At 72.2% G+C, this 19,316-nt stretch carries 19 protein-coding genes; 16 read left to right on the top strand and 3 right to left on the bottom strand.

Features of this window, described 5'->3' with window-relative positions; genetic code table 11:
• Positions 1-50 precede the first annotated feature (50 nt).
• From AB0B29_RS19300 to AB0B29_RS19255, 10 genes are all read left to right on the top strand, one after another.
• Complete coding sequence (locus AB0B29_RS19300) at positions 51-677, top strand: NUDIX hydrolase (protein WP_362240957.1); 627 nt, start codon at positions 51-53, stop codon at positions 675-677.
• Between the two features lie 273 nt (positions 678-950).
• Positions 951-2,990, top strand: coding sequence for a tetratricopeptide repeat protein (locus tag AB0B29_RS19295; RefSeq protein ID WP_362240955.1), 2,040 nt, complete (start codon positions 951-953; stop codon positions 2,988-2,990).
• Between the two features lie 138 nt (positions 2,991-3,128).
• Positions 3,129-4,253: an alanine dehydrogenase gene (ald, locus tag AB0B29_RS19290; protein ID WP_362050869.1), complete on the top strand. Its 1,125-nt coding sequence runs from the start codon at positions 3,129-3,131 to the stop codon at positions 4,251-4,253.
• A 425-nt stretch (positions 4,254-4,678) separates the two neighbouring features.
• On the top strand, positions 4,679-5,806 hold the full coding sequence (locus tag AB0B29_RS19285) for a ParA family protein (RefSeq protein ID WP_078625596.1): 1,128 nt from the start codon (positions 4,679-4,681) through the stop codon (positions 5,804-5,806).
• Complete coding sequence (locus AB0B29_RS19280; protein WP_362240953.1) at positions 5,791-6,375, top strand: hypothetical protein; 585 nt, start codon at positions 5,791-5,793, stop codon at positions 6,373-6,375. The genes AB0B29_RS19285 and AB0B29_RS19280 overlap by 16 nt, the downstream gene beginning before the upstream one ends.
• An 18-nt stretch (positions 6,376-6,393) precedes the next feature.
• On the top strand, positions 6,394-7,758 hold the full coding sequence (locus AB0B29_RS19275; RefSeq protein WP_436845861.1) for a segregation/condensation protein A: 1,365 nt from the start codon (positions 6,394-6,396) through the stop codon (positions 7,756-7,758).
• Positions 7,755-8,444, top strand: coding sequence for an SMC-Scp complex subunit ScpB (gene scpB / locus AB0B29_RS19270; RefSeq protein ID WP_362240950.1), 690 nt, complete (start codon positions 7,755-7,757; stop codon positions 8,442-8,444). Before AB0B29_RS19275 ends, scpB begins: the two co-directional genes overlap by 4 nt.
• Complete coding sequence (locus AB0B29_RS19265; RefSeq protein ID WP_362240948.1) at positions 8,444-9,562, top strand: pseudouridine synthase; 1,119 nt, start codon at positions 8,444-8,446, stop codon at positions 9,560-9,562. Before scpB ends, AB0B29_RS19265 begins: the two co-directional genes overlap by 1 nt.
• Positions 9,563-9,641: 79 nt before the next feature.
• Positions 9,642-10,361 (top strand): NUDIX hydrolase, encoded by a 720-nt coding sequence (locus AB0B29_RS19260; RefSeq protein ID WP_362240946.1) that lies wholly within the window; start codon positions 9,642-9,644, stop codon positions 10,359-10,361.
• Positions 10,358-11,377, top strand: coding sequence for an ADP-ribosylglycohydrolase family protein (locus AB0B29_RS19255; RefSeq protein WP_362240944.1), 1,020 nt, complete (start codon positions 10,358-10,360; stop codon positions 11,375-11,377). Before AB0B29_RS19260 ends, AB0B29_RS19255 begins: the two co-directional genes overlap by 4 nt.
• A 24-nt stretch (positions 11,378-11,401) precedes the next feature.
• On the opposite strand, the gene AB0B29_RS19250 is transcribed toward AB0B29_RS19255, so the two are convergent.
• The gene (locus AB0B29_RS19250) at positions 11,402-11,842 is read right to left on the bottom strand and encodes a Rieske (2Fe-2S) protein (RefSeq protein WP_362240942.1); all 441 of its coding nucleotides are present in this window, start codon (positions 11,840-11,842) and stop codon (positions 11,402-11,404) included.
• A 178-nt stretch (positions 11,843-12,020) separates the two neighbouring features.
• Between AB0B29_RS19250 and aroH the strand changes: the two genes are divergently transcribed.
• From aroH to der, 5 genes are all read left to right on the top strand, one after another.
• The gene (gene aroH / locus AB0B29_RS19245) at positions 12,021-12,383 is read left to right on the top strand and encodes a chorismate mutase (RefSeq protein WP_184844540.1); all 363 of its coding nucleotides are present in this window, start codon (positions 12,021-12,023) and stop codon (positions 12,381-12,383) included.
• On the top strand, positions 12,380-13,465 hold the full coding sequence (locus tag AB0B29_RS19240; protein WP_362240940.1) for a prephenate dehydrogenase: 1,086 nt from the start codon (positions 12,380-12,382) through the stop codon (positions 13,463-13,465). Before aroH ends, AB0B29_RS19240 begins: the two co-directional genes overlap by 4 nt.
• Before the next feature lie 265 nt (positions 13,466-13,730).
• Positions 13,731-14,411 carry a (d)CMP kinase gene (cmk, locus tag AB0B29_RS19235; protein WP_362240937.1) on the top strand — a complete coding sequence of 227 codons (681 nt, stop codon included), beginning with the start codon at positions 13,731-13,733 and terminating at the stop codon, positions 14,409-14,411.
• The gene (locus AB0B29_RS19230; RefSeq protein ID WP_053672310.1) at positions 14,408-15,055 is read left to right on the top strand and encodes a lysophospholipid acyltransferase family protein; all 648 of its coding nucleotides are present in this window, start codon (positions 14,408-14,410) and stop codon (positions 15,053-15,055) included. Before cmk ends, AB0B29_RS19230 begins: the two co-directional genes overlap by 4 nt.
• 79 nt (positions 15,056-15,134) lie before the next feature.
• The gene (gene der, locus AB0B29_RS19225; protein ID WP_362240934.1) at positions 15,135-16,628 is read left to right on the top strand and encodes a ribosome biogenesis GTPase Der; all 1,494 of its coding nucleotides are present in this window, start codon (positions 15,135-15,137) and stop codon (positions 16,626-16,628) included.
• 61 nt (positions 16,629-16,689) lie between these two features.
• Here der and AB0B29_RS19220 read toward each other — a convergent pair whose 3' ends face one another.
• Both AB0B29_RS19220 and AB0B29_RS19215 read right to left on the bottom strand, forming a co-directional pair.
• The gene (locus AB0B29_RS19220; RefSeq protein WP_362240931.1) at positions 16,690-17,115 is read right to left on the bottom strand and encodes a hypothetical protein; all 426 of its coding nucleotides are present in this window, start codon (positions 17,113-17,115) and stop codon (positions 16,690-16,692) included.
• Positions 17,116-17,200: 85 nt separating this feature from the next.
• Positions 17,201-17,983, bottom strand: a complete 783-nt coding sequence (locus AB0B29_RS19215) for a hypothetical protein (protein WP_362240928.1) — start codon at positions 17,981-17,983, stop codon at positions 17,201-17,203.
• 543 nt (positions 17,984-18,526) lie between these two features.
• Between AB0B29_RS19215 and AB0B29_RS19210 the strand changes: the two genes are divergently transcribed.
• Entirely contained in the window at positions 18,527-19,159 is a 633-nt protein-coding gene (locus AB0B29_RS19210) for a transglycosylase family protein (RefSeq protein ID WP_362240926.1), read from the top strand.
• Positions 19,160-19,316: the final 157 nt, after the last annotated feature.

The following is a 19,316-nucleotide window of genomic DNA, read 5'->3' as shown; positions in this document are numbered from 1 at the left end:
TGCACCCCGGTTTCGTTTCAGCAGGTCGTGCGGCACGTGGAAGGACAGGCATGACGATCAAGGACACCCCGGAGGAGTGGGAGATCCGGGCGACGGCGACCCCCTTCACGGGCAACAAGACCTCCGTGCGCACCGACGACGTGGTCATGCCCGACGGCACCGTGGTCGGCCGTGACTACCAGGTCCACCCCGGCTCCGTGGCCGTCCTCGCCCTCGACGAGGCCGACCGGGTGCTGGTGCTGCGCCAGTACCGCCACCCCGTGCGCCACAAGCTGTGGGAGATCCCGGCCGGACTGCTCGACGTGCCCGGGGAGAACCCGCTGCACGCCGCGCAGCGCGAGCTGTACGAGGAGGCGCACGTCAAGGCCGAGGACTGGCGGGTGCTGACCGACGTCTACACCACGCCCGGCGGCTGCGACGAGGCCGTGCGGATCTTCCTCGCGCGGGACCTGTCCGAGGCCGAGGGTGAGCGGTTCGCGGTCGCGGAGGAAGAGGCCGACATGGAACTGGACCGGGTGCCGGTCCAGGACCTCGTGCGGGGTGCGCTGGCCGGTGAGCTGCACAACAACTGCCTCGTCGTGGGCGTGCTGTCCCTGGTCGCCGCGCGGTCCGGTGACGGGCTGGACGCGCTGCGTCCGGCTCAGGCGCCGTGGCCGGCGCGGCCGTTCCAGGCGTAGCGCTTCGTTTGGGGTGCCGTGAGGGGGCTCGGCGCCGCGGAGGTCGTCGGTCGGGTGCCGCGCCGTTGTGGCTTGTTGCGCAGTTCCCCGCGCCCCTTTCGGGGCGCGGCCTCCTGCTGTCGGTCCTACGATCTGCTGATCCGATCGGGGGATGCATCCGCCGTCCCCGCCGTGCTCCGCCCGGGACGTAGCAGAGCGTGAACTAGGCTCTGGGACACGCCCGAGCCGGAGTCCCGGCGGGCTTGCGTGTGCGGTGGGACGGGAGTGTGGCCCGTGACGGATCAGGTCGTGGAGACAGGCGACGTGCGGCCGGCCGGGCCCGCTGCCGGGGCGAGCGAGTTCCTCGGCCGCACACGGGAGTTGAAGGAACTGCGCGCCGACATCGAGCGCGCCGGACTGGACACCCTGGCCGGTCGCAAGGCACCCCGCGCACGCGTGCTGCTCATCGCCGGCCGGCCCGGATCGGGCCGCACCGCACTCGCCGGGGAACTCGTCCGGCAGGTCGCACACCGTTACCCCGACGGCGTACTGCGCGCGAGCCTCACCGAACCCGACGGCACCCCCGTCCCCGTCGGACGCACTGCCCGGGACCTCCTGGCCGCCCTGGACGAGCAGCCGCCGGCCGGGGCCTGCGAGGACGACCTCACCCATGCCCTGCGCACCGTCCTGGCCGACCGCCGGGCACTGCTCCTGCTGGACGACGCGGCCGACGCCGAGCAGGTCGACGCCCTGCTGCCCGACACCCCCGACTGCCTCGTCGTCGCGGTCTCCGAGGGCCCACTGACCGGCATCTCCGACGTCCGCCCCTGCACCCTGGGCGGACTGGACGCCAAGTCCGGCGTGGAACTGCTGACCCGGCACACCGGCGCGGTCCGCATCACCGTCGATCCCCGGGCCGCCGAGGGCCTCGCCGAGGAGTGCCAGGGGCAGCCCGCCGCGCTGATGCTGGCGGGCGGCTGGCTCGCGGCCCGCCCCAAGGCGGCCGTCTCCGACCTGGCCAAGCAGCTGCGCGCCGACGACTCCGAGGGCACCGCACTGACCCGGGTCTTCCGGCTCGCGCATGCCGCCCTGCCCACGACCGCCGCCCGGATGCTGCGGCTGCTCGCCCTCGCCCCGGCCGGCCTCGTCGACCCGCAGACCGCGTCCGCGCTCGTCGGCTGCTCGGTCGACAGCGCCCGCACCACCCTCGACGACTTCGTCGCCCTGGGCTTCCTGCACGCGGTGGCCTCTCCGCTGCCCCAGTACGAGGTGCCCGGCTGCCTGCACCCGCAGCTGCGGATCCTCGCCGAGCACCACGAACGCCCGGCCGACCTCCAGCTGGCCCGCGCCCGCATGCTGGAGCGCACCGTCCGGCTGCTCCAGGCCTGCCGGGCGATCACCGAGACCGACAGCCCGCAGGCCCGCCAGAAGCTCCTCGACATGCCCCGCGCGCTGCGCTTCCCCACCCCCCGAGCGGCCGCCGACTGGCTGCGCCTGACCCGGCCCGCCCTGCTGGCCTCGGCCCGGCTCGCGGTCGCCGACGGGGAGCTGGACACCCTGGCCCGGCGGCTGATGTCCCAGCTGGTCCGGGCGATGGCGGCGCACATCGGCACCCGGGCCGCCGCGCCCGACCTCTACGAGATCCACGGCATGGTCCTCGACGTCGCCGAGCGCCGGAACCTGCCCCGCGAGCGGGCCGCCGCCCTGCTGAACCTCGGCGACCTGGACGCCCGCACCGGCCGCACGGCCGATGCCCTGACGCGCTACCGGGCCGCGCTGGACGCCGGGCGCGAGGTGAACGACCCGTACGCGACCGGCCGCGCGATGGAATCCGTAGGCGGCGCGCACCTGGAGCTCGGCGACTTCGACCGGGCCGCCGACTGGTTCGGCCGCGCCCTGGTCGAGCGGCTCGCCCGGGGGGAGCGCGCCGAGGCCGCCCGGCTCTACGGACGCATCGCCGCCGCCCACACGCTCGCCGGCCGCTACGGCGAGGCCCTGCGGAACTGGCGCGCGGCGATCGCCGGGCACCGCAAGAACGGCGACGTGGCCGCCCAGGCCCGGGCCCTCGGCGAGCTGGCACGGGTCCAGGAGTACGCCGGTCGCCCCGAGGAGTCGCTGCGTACGTGCCGGGAAGCCGTGGAGTGGGCGCGGCGCGCCGAGGACCCGCGGCTGCAGGCGGCCCTGCACCTGCGGGTCGCCGAGACCCTCGAACGCCTGGGTGATCCCGCGTCGGCGGGGCTGCACCGGGGCGCCGCCGAGGGGATTCTCGGCGACTCAAACCTTCAAAATGAGCCTGACGCCTGCGAAATCCGTACCGCATCAGCTGAAGATTGATGCAATGAAAGGCTAGACAGCGAGAACACCTTCATTAGACTGGCTCTGCCGCACGTTCTCCTGCGGTCTCTCCCGGTGTGCCCGCGCGTGCCCGGGTATGTCTGAGTAAGACCCCCCATACCCTCTGAGCCAAGGACCGTGATCGACGTGAAGGTCGGCATCCCCCGCGAGGTCAAGAACAACGAGTTCCGGGTGGCCATCACCCCCGCCGGCGTGCACGAGCTGGTGCGCCACGGCCACCAGGTCGTCATCGAGCGCGACGCCGGTGTCGGCTCCTCGATCACGAACGAGGAGTACGTCGCCGCGGGTGCGCAGATCCTGGGCACCGCCGACGAGGTGTGGGCCGCCGCCGACCTGCTGCTGAAGGTCAAGGAGCCCATCGCCGAGGAGTACCACCGCCTCCGCAAGGACCAGACGCTCTTCACCTACCTGCACCTTGCCGCCTCCAAGGAGTGCACGGACGCCCTCCTGGAGTCCGGCACCACGGCCATCGCCTACGAGACCGTCGAGCTGCCGAGCCGCGCGCTTCCGCTGCTCGCCCCCATGTCCGAGGTCGCGGGCCGGCTGGCCCCGCAGGTCGGCGCCTACCACCTGATGCGCGCCAACGGTGGCCGCGGTGTGCTGCCCGGCGGTGTCCCCGGCGTGCTGGCCGGCCGTGCCGTCGTGATCGGCGGCGGTGTCTCCGGCTGGAACGCCGCGCAGATCGCCATCGGCATGGGCTTCCACGTGACCCTGCTCGACAAGGACATCAACAAGCTCCGCGAGGCGGACAAGGTCTTCGGCACGAAGATCCAGACTGTCGTCTCCAACGCCTTCGAGCTGGAGAAGGCCTGCCTGGAGGCCGACCTCGTCATCGGCGCCGTGCTGATCCCCGGCGCCAAGGCTCCGAAGCTGGTCACCAACGAGCTCGTCTCGCGGATGAAGCCCGGAAGTGTCCTTGTCGACATCGCGATCGACCAGGGCGGCTGCTTCGAGGACTCCCGCCCGACCACCCACGCCGAGCCGGCCTTCCGGGTCCACAACTCGGTCTTCTACTGCGTCGCCAACATGCCCGGCGCGGTGCCGAACACCTCCACCTACGCGCTGACCAACGCGACGCTGCCGTACATCGTCGAGCTGGCCAACCATGGCTGGGCGGAGGCGCTGCGCCGCGACCCGGCGCTGGCCAAGGGCCTCAACACCCATGACGGCAAGGTCGTTTACCGCGAGGTCGCCGAGGCGCACGGCGTGGAGCACGTGGAGCTGTCCTCGCTGCTCGGCTGAGCCGCCCACCGGCACCCGATGGCCGGTAAGTCGGCTAACCAACCAGTCGGCAAAGGCGATACGTCAACATGTGTCGTCAACGCCGCACACCCGGCCGGACCTTGCCCGACAAGGTCCGGCCGGATGTGTGTATGGTCACTTCGCGATTCTCGGGCAACTCGCCTCGAACGTAACCCTTCAACCGATTCGCACACCGGTGAAACCTGCCGTGCGACGGCCGTACGCCCTTGACAGCGGGATGTTTCATTGCCGACACATCGGGCCGGGTCCGGCGGATTGTGTTGCTGCGGACGCCCGACACGCCATAGAGTCGCCAGCTGTCGGCATGGTGCCACGCTGACCTGTCTAGAAGTTTCCTGGTCACCAAGGAGGTAAGACGACTTGTGAATGAGTCGACATTTACTCCCGGGGGTGGCCAACCAGGAATGCCTGCACGGGACCAGGAGCCCGCGGGATTCGCGGCTGTCGGCTCCGTCGCTGTGCGCACCTTCGCAGCCCACCAGAGTCAGCAGGCGACTCACACAGCACACCAGAAGATGGATGGCCATCACGTGAACGCCATGGCCGGCGACGGAAGTGGCGCGCCCCACAACCACTTCGCCGACTACGACGAACTGCCCGAGGGGCACTTCTACGACCCCGACGCGGAGTACGAGCCCGACCCCGAGTACGCGGCCACTCTCGCGCCCGACGCCGCCCGACAGCGTCGCGAGCGCGTCGGTCCGACCGGGCGTCCGCTGCCGTACTTCCCGATCCCGGGCCCGCTGCCCGAGCACGGGCCCGCGAAGATCATCGCGATGTGCAACCAGAAGGGCGGCGTCGGCAAGACCACGTCGACCATCAACCTGGGGGCCGCGCTCGCGGAGTACGGACGCCGGGTCCTGCTCGTGGACTTCGACCCGCAGGGCGCGCTGTCGGTCGGACTCGGTGTCAACCCGATGGAACTCGACCTCACCGTCTACAACCTGCTCATGGAGCGGGGGATGGCGGCCGACGAGGTGCTGCTGAAGACCGCGGTTCCCAACATGGACCTGCTGCCCAGCAACATCGACCTGTCGGCGGCCGAGGTCCAGCTGGTCTCCGAGGTCGCCCGCGAGTCGACGCTGCAGCGCGCCCTGAAGCCGCTGCTGCCCGACTACGACTTCATCGTCATCGACTGCCAGCCCTCGCTCGGCCTGCTCACGGTGAACGCCCTGACGGCCGCGCACAAGGTGATAGTGCCGCTGGAGTGCGAGTTCTTCGCGCTGCGCGGCGTGGCCCTGCTGACGGAGACCATCGAGAAGGTCCAGGAACGGCTCAACCCGGAGCTGGAGCTCGACGGCATCCTCGCCACCATGTACGACTCACGCACGGTGCACAGCCGTGAGGTGCTCGCGCGTGTGGTCGAGGCGTTCGACGACCACGTCTACCACACGGTCATCGGGCGCACGGTCCGCTTCCCGGAGACCACGGTCGCCGGTGAGCCGATCACCACGTACGCCTCCAACTCCGTCGGTGCCGCCGCCTACCGCCAGCTCGCCAGGGAGGTGCTCGCCCGGTGTCACGCCGAGTGAGTCTGCCGGGGGCCGACGAACTCTTCCGTACGACAGGGGGGATGGCGCTTCAGTCGTCCCAGCCCAGGCGTCAGGCAGGCGGCGACGCCCGGGTGCCCGCTCCGGCGGGGGAGGGCGACGCGGCGGCCGCCGCAGAGGACGCGCCGCAGGCGGTGCCCGCGCAGGGCGGTGACGGCGAGGGCCCGGAACATGTCGCGGCGGACGCGGAGCCGGCCGAGGCCGGGGAGGGCCACAGCCGTTCCGCGGGCGCCGAGCGCTCCGGCGCCGCCCGCCGGCAGGCGGCGCAGGAAGGTTCTGCCGCCGGTGCGGCAGCGGCCGCGCCCCGCAAGCGAGGGCGGAACCCCTCGCGCCGTCCCAGCGGCCGTGAGCGGCACGACGAGAAGATCACCGTGTACGTCTCGGCCGAGGAGCTCATGGACCTCGAGCACGCCCGTCTCGTCCTGCGTGGCGAGCACGGTCTGGCCGTGGACCGCGGGCGCATCGTCCGCGAGGCGGTCGCGGTGGTCCTCGCCGACCTGGAGACCCGCGGGGACGCCAGCATCCTCGTACGACGACTGCGCGGGCGGTAGCGGTAGCCTGCGGGGGCCATGACCTCGAACGCTTCCCCACCTCCCCCCGGCGGCCCGGCCGGCCGCCGGCGCGCGCTGGGGAGGGGGCCGGCGGCTGCGCCGGCTGAGCCGAGAGAGGTCGAGTCGCCCACCTCCCTGGAGGAGGCCGACTCCGAGGCCCTGCCGGTCGAGCGGACCGGGACACAGGCGGCCCGGCCCGTCGCGGACGGCGACGAGGCGGCTCCGCCCGCCGAGTCTCGGACGCAGACGGTCGCGACCGGGGCGTCGCCCGAGAGCGAGGGCGTCCCGCATGCGGCGACTGCCGTCCCAGTGGTCGAGCCGAGTTCCTCGTTCTCCGGTGCCGGGCCCGTGACCGGGTGGGCCGGATCCATGAAAGCCACGGCCCCCGGGCCTGCGGACCTGGCCGAGCCCCTCGCGCAGCCCGCGGATGCGGCCCGAGCGGTGGTCGCGGGGGAGTCGGGTGGAACCGGTGCCGGGACGTCGCCCGCAGGGCAGGTGGCTGGGCCCGAGGGGGCTTCCGCGTCCGTCCCGGGATCCCCGGCCCCTGCCGGTGACGCCGATGCGGCGGCCGACGACGGGGTCTTCACGGTCCGGCTCGCCAACTTCGAGGGGCCCTTCGATCTGCTGTTGCAGTTGATCTCGCGGCACAAGCTGGACGTCACCGAGGTCGCGCTGTCGAAGGTGACCGACGAGTTCATGGCGTACATCCGGGCGATGGGGCCGGACTGGGACCTGGACGAGACGACCGAGTTCCTGGTCGTCGCCGCCACCCTGCTCGACCTGAAGGCCGCGCGGCTGCTGCCCGCCGCAGAAGTGGAGGACGAGGGTGATCTCGCGCTGCTCGAGGCGCGGGACCTGCTGTTCGCCCGGCTGCTGCAGTACCGGGCGTACAAACAGATCGCCGACATCTTCAGCGGGCGGCTCGACGACGAGGCCCGGCGCTACCCCCGGACCGTCGGACTCGAGGCGCACCACGCCGAGCTGCTGCCCGACGTCGTCATCAGCATCGGCGCGGAGGGCTTCGCCAAGCTCGCCGTGAAGGCGATGCAACCGCGGCCCAAGCCGCAGGTCTACGTGGACCACATCCACGCCCCGCTGGTCAGCGTGCAGGAACAGGCACAGATCGTCGTGGCCCGGCTCAGAGAGCTCGGCGAGGCCCGCTTCCGGGATCTCGTGGCGGACACCGGCGACACCCTGACCGTCGTGGCGAGGTTCCTCGCCCTGCTGGAGCTGTACCGCGAAAAGGCCGTGGCCCTGGAGCAGGAGACCGCGCTCGGTGACCTGCTCGTGCGGTGGACCGGCGGCGACGGGGACGCGACACCGACCGTCACCGACGAGTTCGACCGGCCGCCCGAGCCGCCGAAGGAGGAGAAGAACGCGTGAGCGAGCCAAGGACCGGCCTGCCGACCGGGACGCCCACCGTCGCCGGCCTCGACCTCAAGCCCGCCCTGGAGGCCGTCCTCATGGTCGTGGACGAGCCCGCGACCGAGGAGCACCTCGCGAAGATACTGGAGCGGCCGAGACGCCAGGTCGCGGACGCCCTGCGCGAGCTGGCCGACGAGTACACCACCCAGGGCCGCGGTTTCGAGCTGCGCTACGTCGCGAACGGCTGGCGCTTCTACACCCGGGCCGCCTTCGCGCCGGCCGTCGAGCGCTTCGTCCTGGACGGCCAGCAGGCCCGCCTCACCCAGGCCGCCCTGGAGACCCTGGCCGTCGTCGCCTACCGCCAGCCGGTCAGCCGCAGCAGGGTCTCGGCGGTGCGCGGAGTCAACTGCGACGGCGTGATGCGCACGCTCCTCCAGCGCGGACTGATAGAGGAGGCGGGCACGGAACCCGAAACAGGTGCGATCCTGTACAGGACGACGAACTACTTCCTGGAGCGGATGGGCCTGCGCGGTCTGGACGAGCTCCCGGAGCTCGCGCCCTTCCTCCCGGAGGCGGAGGCGATCGAGGCCGAGACCCAGGAAGGCGTACCGTCGTTCGACCCGGACGCGCCTGACGACGACGTGCCGGGCAGCCGCCCGGCCACCCCGGGTACCGACGACGAAGACGACCAGACGGAACTTTGATGCGAAGCAGCAGCGGCAGGAACAGCAGCGGAAACAACGGCGGGAGCCGTGGTGGCAACAGCGGCGGCCGCGGCGGGAGTGGTGGTGGTCGCGGCAACTTCCGCGGCGCCGGCAACAACCGCGACGACAAGCAGGGCAGTGGCCGTCCGAAGAAGCCGCGCCCGGAGGAGCGCCGCTACGACGTGGGCCCCGGGGCGACCAAGGACGGCCCGAAGGCCGGGCGCGGTGGCGCGGCCCGCGGCGGTGCCAAGGGCGGACCCAAGCAGCCCCAGCGGCAGGGCCGCTCGACCCCGGCGCGCCCGCGTGAGTACGAGGCGCAGGTCGAGGAGCGCAACCGCGACCGGTACGCCGGGAAGAAGGAGGTCAAGCTTCCCAAGACCTTCCCCGGCGCCGAGCAGGAGGGCGAGCGGCTGCAGAAGGTTCTCGCCCGCGCGGGCTTCGGCTCCCGCCGTGCCTGCGAGGAGCTGATCGAGGAGGCCCGGGTCGAGATCAACGGCGAGATCGTCCTGGAGCAGGGCCGACGTGTCGACCCGGAGAAGGACGAGATCAAGGTCGACGGGCTGACCGTCGCCACCCAGCGCTTCCAGTTCTTCTCGCTGAACAAGCCCGCCGGTGTGGTGTCGACGATGGAGGACCCGGAGGGCCGGCAGTGCCTCGGTGACTACGTCACCAACCGCGAGACCCGGCTCTTCCACGTCGGCCGGCTCGACACCGAGACCGAGGGTGTCATCCTGCTCACCAACCACGGTGAGCTGGCCCACCGGCTGACGCACCCGAAGTACGGCGTGAAGAAGACCTACCTCGCGCACATCGTCGGCCCCATCCCGCGCGACCTGGGCAAGCAGCTGAAGGACGGCATCCAGCTGGAGGACGGCTACGCCCGCGCGGACCACTTCCGCGTCGTCCAGCAGACCGGCAAGAACTACCTCGTCGAGGTCACCCTCCACGAGGGCCGCAAGCACATCGTGCGCCGGATGCTCGCCGAGGCCGGCTTCCCGGTCGACAAGCTGGTCCGGGTGGCCTTCGGGCCGATCACCCTGGGCGACCAGAAGTCGGGCTGGCTGCGGCGGCTGTCCAACACGGAGGTCGGAATGCTGATGCAGGAGGTCGACCTCTAGAGACCGCTTCTCTCCGGGGCTTGTGAGCGACCGGCACCCCCTTTTATAGTCTTGCTGACTATAAAAGGGGGTGTTCGTCATGGACGGCTACGACAAGTACGCCCACGAGCCCTTCGCGGTGACCGTCGACCTCGCGGTGTTCACCCTCCGGGGCGGCGCGCTCCACGTGCTGCTCGTCGAGCGCGGACAGGAGCCGTACGCCGGGCGCTGGGCCCTGCCCGGCGGTTTCGTGCAGCCGGACGAGTCCGCGGAGACGGCCGCCCGGCGTGAACTCGCCGAGGAGACCGGCCTGTCCGACGTGTCCGGCCTGCACTTGGAGCAGCTGCGGACCTACAGCGAGCCCGGCCGCGACCCCCGGATGCGGGTCGTGTCGGTCGCCTTCGCGGCGCTGCTGCCCGACGCACCCGAGGCGCACGGCGGCAGCGACGCCGCGCAGGCCCGCTGGGTGCCCTACGGTACGGCGGGGCCGCTGGCCTTCGACCACGACCGCATCCTGGCCGACGCCCACGACCGTGTCGGCGCCAAGTTCGAGTACACCTGCCTCGCCACCGCCTTCTGCCCGCCCGAGTTCACCCTCGGCGAGCTCCAGAAGGTCTACGAGACCGTGTGGGGCACCGAGCTCGACCGTCCCAACTTCCGGCGCAAAGTGCTCGCCACCCCCGGTTTCGTCGAAGCCGTCCCGGGCGCAGCGCGGCTGACCGGCGGCCGTGGCAAGCCCGCCGCGCTGTACCGCGCCGGAGCCGCCACCGCCCTTCATCCACCTCTCCTCCGGCCCACCCGGGAAGGACGCCCAGCATGACCACGCTCGTCCACAAGCAGGCAGCCACCGGAGCGCTCACGGGTCTCGCGCTCGGGGATGCGCTGGGCTTTCCGACCGAGTTCAACGACGTCCCCTCGATCCTCACCAAGTGCGGGCCGTGGCGGCAGATGGAGCTGCCGAGGCGCGCCTTCGTCTCGGACGACACCCAGATGACCCTGGCGCTCGGCCGGGCGGTGCGGACGGCGATGGACCGGGGGCTGCTCACCCCGCTGCGACTGGCCCGGCCCCTGCGGGAGGAGTTCGTGGACTGGTACCAGTCCCCCGAGAACAACCGGGCTCCCGGCCGCACCTGCATGAAGGCCTGCTACCTGCTGAAGGACGAATCCCGCCCCTGGCAGGACGCCAGCCAGATCGAGTCCAAGGGCTGCGGCGCCAACATGCGCGTCGCACCCCTGGGCCTGGTCCCCGGACTCAGTGACGAACAGCGCGCGGGGGCTGCCCAGTTGCAGTCCGCCCTCACCCACGGGCACCCCACCGCGCTCGCCGCGTCCGACCTCACCGCACACGCCGTTCGCCTGCTCGCGCAGGGCGCCGAGCCGACCGGGTTGATCGGTCTGCTCCGCTCGTACGCCCTGGAGAACCGCAGTCACTACCACGAGCGCTGGCTCGGTGACCTGTGGCGGCGGGCAGGGGACCCGAGCCCCGGGCAGTTCATCGCCCGCGGCTGGGACGAGTGCCTGGAGGTCCTCGAACGCCTCCGGCACGCCGTGCGCAGCGTCTCGCCGGAGACCGACCCGTGTCTGGCCACTGGCGAGGGCTGGGTCGCCGAGGAGGCCCTGGTGACCGGGCTGTTGTGCTTCCTGCTCTTCGTCGACGAGCCGGTGACGGCCCTGCGCCGCGCTGCCTGCACCGCCGGCGACTCGGACTCGATCGCCTGCCTGACGGGCGCCTTCGCGGGCGCGTACCTGGGTGCGGAGGCCTGGCCCACCGAGTGGGCCGACCGCGTCGAGTACCGGAGCGACCTGCTCACCCTCGGGGCGCTCTGGGACGCGTGACGGCCCGGTGCCGGGCGCGGGCCCTCAGGCCAGGCGGATCGAGTTCCCCTCCACGGTGATCTGTTCGGCGGGCAGCGGCTGGGTGGCCGGGCCGTGGGCCACCGCGCCGTCGGCGATCTTGAATCTGCTGCCGTGGCAGGGGCAGTTGATCGTGCCGTCCGAGACGGACCCCACCGTGCAGCGCTGGTGGGTGCAGATCGCCGAGAACGCCTTGAACCGGCCCTGCTCCGGCTGGGTCACCACGACCTTCTCGTCCGCGAAGATCTTGCCGCCGCCGACCGGGATCTCGTCGAGGTTGGCCAGGACCTGCCCGGCGGGGCCGCCCGTCGTGTCCTGACCGGTGGGGGAGCCCGTCGACGCGGAACCGCCGTCGTCGCCGCCCCCGCCGCAGGCCGCGACGAGTGCCGCCGCACCCGTGGCGCCGGTCGCGAGGAGAACCGCGCGGCGCGTGGTCTCGTAGGTCATGTCGTCACTCCGAACGTGTCGAAGGGGGTAAATCGGAATTTTCGTTATCTAGGCACTGAACTTACCCAAAGGTGTCATCCCCGGCGTCTCATCGGGCGGGCGACGCGCACCCGGGTCGCGCGGGCTGACTAGGCTGGTCGGACGTAGAGCGACACGCACGTCAGCAAGGAGCATCGCCGTGGCGGTACGAGCGGTCCGGGGCGCCGTCCAACTGGAACGGGACGAGGCCGGGCACATGGACGAGCAGGTCGGAGCCCTGCTCACGGAGATCCTGGAGCGCAACGATCTCGCCGCCGACGACCTGATCAGCATCTGGTTCACGGCCACGCCCGATCTGCACAGCGACTTCCCGGCCGCGGCCGCCCGCAAGCTGGGCATCGTCGACGTGCCGCTGATCTGCGCCCAGGAACTGGACATCGAGGGCGCCATGCCCCGAGTCGTCCGCGTCCTCGCGCACATCGAGTCCGACCGGCCCCGGGCCGGCATCGCCCACGTCTACCTCGGCGCCGCGGCCGCCCTGCGCAAGGACATCGCCCAGTGAGGACCGCACTCGTCATCGGCACCGGCCTCATCGGCACCTCCGCCGCCCTGGCCCTGTCCCAGCGCGGCGTCAGCGTGCACCTCGCCGACCCGGACCCCGAACAGGCCCGTACGGCCGCCGCGCTCGGCGCCGGCACGGACGAGGCGCCGGACGGGCCCGTCGATCTCGTGATCGTCGCCGCCCCGCCCGCACACGTGGCCGACGTGCTCACCGACGCGCTGCGGCGCGGTGCGGGACGCGGCTACCTGGACGTCGCCAGTGTCAAGGGCGGGCCGCGCCGTGAGCTGGAGGCACGCGGTCTCGACCTGTCCGCCTACATCGGCTCGCATCCCATGTCGGGCCGGGAGAAGTCCGGCCCGCTGGCCGCTACCGGCGACCTCTTCGAGGGCCGCCCCTGGGTGCTCACCCCGACCCGGGACACCGACACCGAGGTGCTGAACCTCGCCCTGGAGCTGGTCTCGCACTGCCGCGCCGTGCCGGTGGTGATGGACGCCGACGCCCACGACCGTGCCGTCGCCCTCGTCTCGCACATGCCCCACCTGGTCTCCAGCCTGGTCGCCGCGCGCCTGGAGCACGCCGATGAGGCCGCCGTGCGGCTGTGCGGGCAGGGCATCCGTGATGTGACGAGGATCGCCGCCTCCGACCCCCGGATGTGGATCGACATCCTCTCCGCGAACCCCGGGCCGGTCGCCGACCTGCTCACGGACGTCGCCGCGGATCTGGAGGAGACCGTGCGGGCCCTGCGCGCCCTGCAGTCGTCCGACGACCACAAGCGTCGCGAGGGCGCCGGCGGGGTCGAGGACCTGCTGCGGCGCGGCAACGCCGGCCAGGTGCGCGTCCCCGGCAAGCACGGGTCCGCGCCACGGGCCTACGAGGTCGTGGCCGTGCTCATCGACGACCAGCCGGGGCAGCTGGCACGGATCTTCGCCGACGCGGGCCTGGCCGGCGTCAACATCGAGGACGTACGCATCGAGCATGCGACGGGGCAGCAGGCCGGTCTGGTGCAGTTGATGGTGGAGCCGAAGGCGGCCCCGGTGCTGAGTGCCGCGCTGCGGGAACGGGGTTGGGCTCTCCGGCAGTAGGGGTGCGGTCGGTGGGCCGGTTCCGGGGGCTGCCGCCCCCGGCCCCCCGCTTCGGCCTGAACGGCCACGTCCTCAAGCGCCGGACGGGCTGGGTGGGGTTGGGCGCCGCGGTCGGCCACGGACCGGATGTGGGCGGGCGCCGCCGTGGGCAGCTCTGTGCGGCCGTCCCGGACGCGCGGCCGGACGAGTGACCCGCACCCAGTAACCTTGTGCGGGGCACTCGCGCCCTCACCCCCGCCGAGCCCTGTTCAGGAAGGTCCCCACTGTGGAAAGCGCCACGCCAGTGATTGTCGCCATCGACGGCCCCGCCGGCACCGGCAAGTCGAGCACCTCGAAGGCCGTGGCGGCCCAGCTCGGGCTGAGCTACCTGGACACCGGCGCCCAGTACCGGGCGATCACCTGGTGGATGGTGAGCAACGGCATCGACATAGACGACCCGTCCGCCATCGCCGCCGTGGCGGGCAAGCCCGAGATCGTCTCCGGCACCGACCCGGAGGGCCCCGCCATCACGGTCGACGGTGTGGACGTCTCGGCTCCCATCCGCACCCAGGAGGTCTCCTCCAAGGTCAGCGCGGTCAGCGCGGTGCCCGAGGTGCGCGCCCGGATCACCGAGCTGCAGCGCTCGATCGCCGCCGCCGCGCAGAAGGGCATCGTCGTCGAGGGCCGCGACATCGGCACGACCGTGCTGCCCGACGCCGACCTCAAGATCTTCCTCACCGCCTCCCCGGAGGCCCGCGCCGCCCGCCGCAGCGGTGAGCTGAAGGGTTCCGACGTCCACAGCACCCGTGAGGCCCTGATCAAGCGGGACGCCGCCGACTCCAGCCGCAAGACCTCCCCGCTCGCCAAGGCGGACGACGCCGTCGAGGTGGACACCACCGAGCTCACGCTGGCCCAGGTCATCGAGTGCGTCGTCACCCTCGTCGAGGAGAAGCGGGCCGGAAAGTGACCGAGCTGCCTTCGGCGCGGGGTGCCGAGGTCGGGCGGCGCATCGGCGTCGGCCTGATGTACGGGCTGTGGAAGCCGCGCGTGCTCGGCGCCTGGCGGGTGCCCGCGAGCGGCCCGGTGATCCTCGCGGTCAACCACTCCCACAACATCGACGGCCCCATGGTCATGGGCGTGGCGCCCCGGCCGACGCACTTCCTGATCAAGAAGGAAGCCTTCATCGGTCCGCTGGACCCCTTCCTGCTCGGCATCGGGCAGGTCAAGGTCGACCGCGACACCACCGACCGCACGGCGATCACCCGCGCGCTGGGCGTCCTGGACAGCGGCGGCGTGCTCGGCATCTTCCCGGAGGGCACCCGGGGCGAGGGCGACTTCGCCTCGCTGCGGGCCGGCCTCGCGTACTTCGCGGTGCGCAGCGGCGCCCCGATCGTGCCGGTGGCCGTGCTGGGAAGTTCCGAGCGGCGGGGACGGTTGATAAAGGGGCTGCCGCCGCTGCGCTCCCGCGTCGACGTCGTCTTCGGTGAGCCCTTCGAGGCGGGCGACGGCAGCGGCCGCCGGACCCGCAAGGCGCTGGACGAGGCGACCGGGCGCATCCAGAAGCAGCTGGCCGCCCACCTGGAAAACGCCAGGCACCTCACCAGGCGCTAGGCGACACTGAGTAGTGGATCAGCCCGGACCACCGGGTACTCCACCGACCACCACGAATGAACGACGAGGTACGGACTTCATGAACGACCACATCCAGCCCGACGGCTCGGACGCGTCCGAGGGCGCCCACGAGCACGACCACGGGGCGCTCGGCGACGCCGAGTTCGCGGAGTTCATGGAGCTCGCCGCGGAGGAGGGCTTCGACCTCGAGGACGTCGAGGGCGCCATCGAGGAGGCGGGTCACGGCCCGCTTCCCGTGCTCGCCGTCGTCGGCCGCCCGAATGTCGGCAAGTCGACCCTGGTGAACCGCATCATCGGGCGCCGTGAGGCGGTCGTCGAGGACAAGCCCGGCGTCACCCGCGACCGGGTGACCTACGAGGCCGAGTGGGCGGGCCGCCGCTTCAAGGTCGTCGACACCGGCGGCTGGGAGCAGGACGTCCTCGGCATCGACGCCTCCGTCGCCGCCCAGGCCGAGTACGCCATCGAGGCCGCCGACGCGGTCGTCTTCGTCGTCGACGCCAAGGTCGGCGCCACCGACACCGACGAGGCCGTCGTCCGGCTGCTGCGCAAGGCCGGCAAGCCGGTCGTGCTCTGCGCCAACAAGGTGGACGGCCCCAGCGGCGAGGCCGACGCGGCCTACCTGTGGTCGCTGGGCCTGGGGGAGCCGCACCCGGTCTCCGCGCTGCACGGCCGCGGCACCGGCGACATGCTCGACCAGGTCCTGGAGGTGCTCCCCGACGCGCCGCGGCAGACCTTCGGCGGGGGAGGTCTCGGCGGCCCGCGGCGTATCGCCCTCATCGGCCGCCCGAACGTCGGCAAGTCCTCCCTGCTGAACAAGGTGGCGGGCGAGGAGCGCGTCGTCGTCAACGAGCTGGCGGGCACCACCCGCGACCCGGTCGACGAGCTGATCGAACTCGGCGGCGTCACCTGGAAGTTCGTCGACACGGCCGGCATCCGCAAGCGCGTCCACCTCCAGCAGGGCGCCGACTACTACGCCTCGCTGCGCACCGCCGCCGCCGTCGAGAAGGCGGAGGTCGCGGTCATCCTGATCGACGGCTCCGAGTCCATCTCGGTGCAGGACCAGCGGATCGTCACCATGGCCGTCGAGGCGGGCCGCGCGATCGTCCTCGCGTACAACAAGTGGGACACCCTCGACGAGGAGCGCCGCTACTACCTGGAGCGGGAGATCGAGACCGAGCTCGGCCAGGTGGCGTGGGCGCCGCGGGTCAACGTCTCGGCGCGCACCGGCCGGCACATGGAGAAGCTGGTCCCGGCGATCGAGACCGCCCTGGCGGGCTGGGAGACCCGGGTCCCGACGGGACGGCTGAACGCCTTCCTCGGTGAGCTGGTCGCCGCCCACCCGCACCCGGTCCGGGGCGGCAAGCAGCCGCGCATCCTGTTCGGCACGCAGGCGGGTACCAAGCCGCCGCGGTTCGTGCTGTTCGCCTCCGGCTTCATCGAGGCGGGCTACCGGCGCTTCATCGAGCGCCGCCTGCGCGAGGAGTTCGGCTTCGACGGGACGCCGATCCACATCTCCGTGCGGGTGCGCGAGAAGCGCGGCAAGAAGAAGTAGCGCGAAGCACCGGAAAGGGCGGCTCCCTACGGGGCCGCCCTTTCCGGTGTCCGGTGCTCGCTCAGTTGCCGCCGCGCCGTCCCGGCGGCAGGGCGGCCGGGACGTAGTGCATCCCCGTGCCGTACGCGCTGGTGCCATGGGTGCCCGTGCCGTACGTCCCGGTGCCGTACGTGCCGACGCGCTGCCACTGTGGCTGCTGCCCGGCGGCGTGGCGGGCGCTCTGGGCGCCCGCGCTGTAGGCGCTGTACGAGCTGCCGTACGTCCCTCCGTACGAGCCCGAACCGTGCGGGGTGTTCCCGAAGGCGGTGAAGCCCAGCTTCTCCTCGCCGCTGCGGTCGCCTGGCAGTGCGCGGAAGGACTTGACGTACTCGGCGTAGAGCGCGTCGTAGATCGGCGTGGCCGATGGGCCGCACGGGGAGTCCTGAGCCGATCGCGCGGACGGGATCGGCGAGAAGGACTGGCGGCGGGGAACGTCGTATGCGTGCACGTATGTCCAAACGACCCCGCGGGTCAAGGGATGCGGTCCGGGTACGGCTTTCGCAGGTGGACGGCGTGGACGGGTGACGCGCGGCTCAGGTACCGGCCAGCGGCAGCGCCGAGGCGACCAGCTGTCCGTTCGCCGCCGCCTTGTCCAGCGCGTCCCGCAGCAGGTCCTCGCGGGGCTGGCGGCCGATCGAGCCGGCCGGCGCGGCGAACATCAGCACCTGCTGGTGCTTGTTGGCGGCCGCCCGCCACCCCTCGGTCACCTGGAGCGGCTGGTGCGCCTGCCACCAGGCCACCGGCTGGCCGCCGGCCGCGCCCGGCTGGAGCACCGCGTGCAGCCGGCCCACGGCGAGCAGCACGGACCAGCCGTGCAGCACCGGCGGTACGGCGGACAGCTCGGTCAGCGGCATGAAGCCCTGCTCGATGAGCAGCGGCAGGAAGTCGTCGCCGCCGCCGGTCGCGCCGGGCCGGGCGATGGGCCCGGTCGGCTCGACCACCAGGGCCGGGTGCAGCTCCCCGCCGATCAGGACGAGGCCGCTGGTCACGCCGAGCACGGCCTGCTCGGGCACCACCTTGTCGGGCTCCAGGTCGACCGTGTCGCCGGCGATGGACTTCACGGCGCCCCGCAGCTGTTCCTCGGTGACCTGCACGACCTGCGAGGGCAGGCAGCCGGCGTGGGCGAAGGCGAGGACGGCGGTCTCGTCCCCGATGAACAGGACGGTGCTGGTGCGCTCCTGCGCGGAGTCGCCCGGAGTGCGGCAGGACGTGCAGTCGTAACTGCCCGGGGCGGTCTCTCCGGCGAGCAGGCGGTCGGCTTCTTCGTCGCCGATCTCGGCGCGTACCTCGTCGCTGACGTCGAGCATGCGCGGCACGGGTGGCTCCCTCGGGGATGCGGTGTGTGGCAAAGCCGGGTGGCTCCCGGCCCGTGGTCCGGGTAGGTCCCGGCTCATGCAGAAGACAACGGGCGATCTGTGGCGGGAGTCACGCCCCAGGGCGAACGGAATCGAACCATCCAGCGCACGGAGTCACGCTTCGCGCGGAATCGCGCACTCACCGTCAACTACCCGCACTGTAAAGGCCGTTGGTCGGGTGAAGTGGGTCACAGATCGTGAGGGTGGCTGGTCGACAAATCCGGAAATCCGCGAATGAAGTGGGTGTCCGGAAATTGCCGTTACCCGAGGTATCGGCGAACTGGCCTGCCCGGACGGGCGACTGGTTGATGCAGGCCGCCCACCTCCTTAGATTCCTCCGCCGTGTGCAACGAGCACCGCTCGGGTACGTCCACCGGCCGCCCGGTTCCCAGGAACCGGGCACGGCACCGCTTCGGTGGACGGGGTGAGCGCCACCCTCGCGCCCCATGGCGCGGGAGCAGCGCTCCGCCTTGGGGGATCCCGGGTGTTTCGAAAGGGACCTACATGTCCGAATGTGCCGATACCACTCGCTCCGACGCCCGGAAGTACCAGGTTCGTACGACGGCGGTCCTCGCCGGGGCGGCACTGCTCGCGCCCCTCGGACTGCTGGCCGCGACAGGAAACGCCGCGGCTGCCGACAGCGGAGTGTGGGACCGCATCGCCCAGTGCGAGAGCGGCGGCGACTGGCACATCAACACCGGCAACGGCTACCACGGCGGACTCCAGTTCGCCCCCTCCACCTGGAACGCCTACGGCGGCACGGCCTACGCGCCCACCGCCGACCGGGCGAGCAGGTCCCAGCAGATCGCCGTCGCCACCAAGGTCCAGCGTGCCCAGGGATGGGGCGCCTGGCCCGTCTGCTCGGCACGCGCCGGGGCGAGCGGCGGTGCACCCGCCGCCGACCCGGTCACCTCCACCGAGCCCTCGGCGGCGAAGCCGTCGAAGGCCCCCGCGCGCGCCGCGGAACACGCGGACCGCGGCTCCTCCCGCGGTGACTACACCGTCCGCCGGGGCGACACCCTGAGCGGCGTCGCCGCCCGGCAGGGCACCACCTGGCAGCGCCTCTACGCCGCCAACAGGACCGCCATCGGGGCGGACCCCGACGTGATCGTGCCCGGCCTGCGCCTCAGGTTCTGAGCCGCTGCTCCCCCTCGCCGGGACACGGGCCCCGTCCGGTCGGCCGACCGGACGGGGTTCAGGCGTGTTGCCGTCCGGCCACCCAGGCCGACCGGACGGGGTTCTGCCCGATGCCACCCGCCCGACCGGCCGGACGAGGTCAGGCCCGATGCCACTC

This window comes from Streptomyces tibetensis (assembly GCF_040647715.1).
Lineage (GTDB): Bacteria > Actinomycetota > Actinomycetes > Streptomycetales > Streptomycetaceae > Streptomyces > Streptomyces tibetensis_A.
Note: the sequence above shows the minus strand (reverse complement) of the source record. Positions and strands in the feature narration are given on the sequence as shown.

What these genes read in the sequence shown, in the direction of transcription:
- AB0B29_RS19275 (WP_436845861.1), top strand. Translation starts at nt 6,394, where the DNA reads ATGACCTCGAACGCTTCCCCACCTCCCCCCGGCGGCCCGGCCGGCCGC.
- AB0B29_RS19285 (WP_078625596.1), top strand. Translation starts at nt 4,679, where the DNA reads ATGCCTGCACGGGACCAGGAGCCCGCGGGATTCGCGGCTGTCGGCTCC.
- AB0B29_RS19300 (WP_362240957.1), top strand. Translation starts at nt 51, where the DNA reads ATGACGATCAAGGACACCCCGGAGGAGTGGGAGATCCGGGCGACGGCG.
- AB0B29_RS19255 (WP_362240944.1), top strand. Translation starts at nt 10,358, where the DNA reads ATGACCACGCTCGTCCACAAGCAGGCAGCCACCGGAGCGCTCACGGGT.
- AB0B29_RS19265 (WP_362240948.1), top strand. Translation starts at nt 8,444, where the DNA reads ATGCGAAGCAGCAGCGGCAGGAACAGCAGCGGAAACAACGGCGGGAGC.
- der (WP_362240934.1), top strand. Translation starts at nt 15,135, where the DNA reads ATGAACGACCACATCCAGCCCGACGGCTCGGACGCGTCCGAGGGCGCC.
- AB0B29_RS19210 (WP_362240926.1), top strand. Translation starts at nt 18,527, where the DNA reads ATGTCCGAATGTGCCGATACCACTCGCTCCGACGCCCGGAAGTACCAG.
- AB0B29_RS19260 (WP_362240946.1), top strand. Translation starts at nt 9,642, where the DNA reads ATGGACGGCTACGACAAGTACGCCCACGAGCCCTTCGCGGTGACCGTC.
- AB0B29_RS19250 (WP_362240942.1), bottom strand. Translation starts at nt 11,842, where the DNA reads ATGACCTACGAGACCACGCGCCGCGCGGTTCTCCTCGCGACCGGCGCC.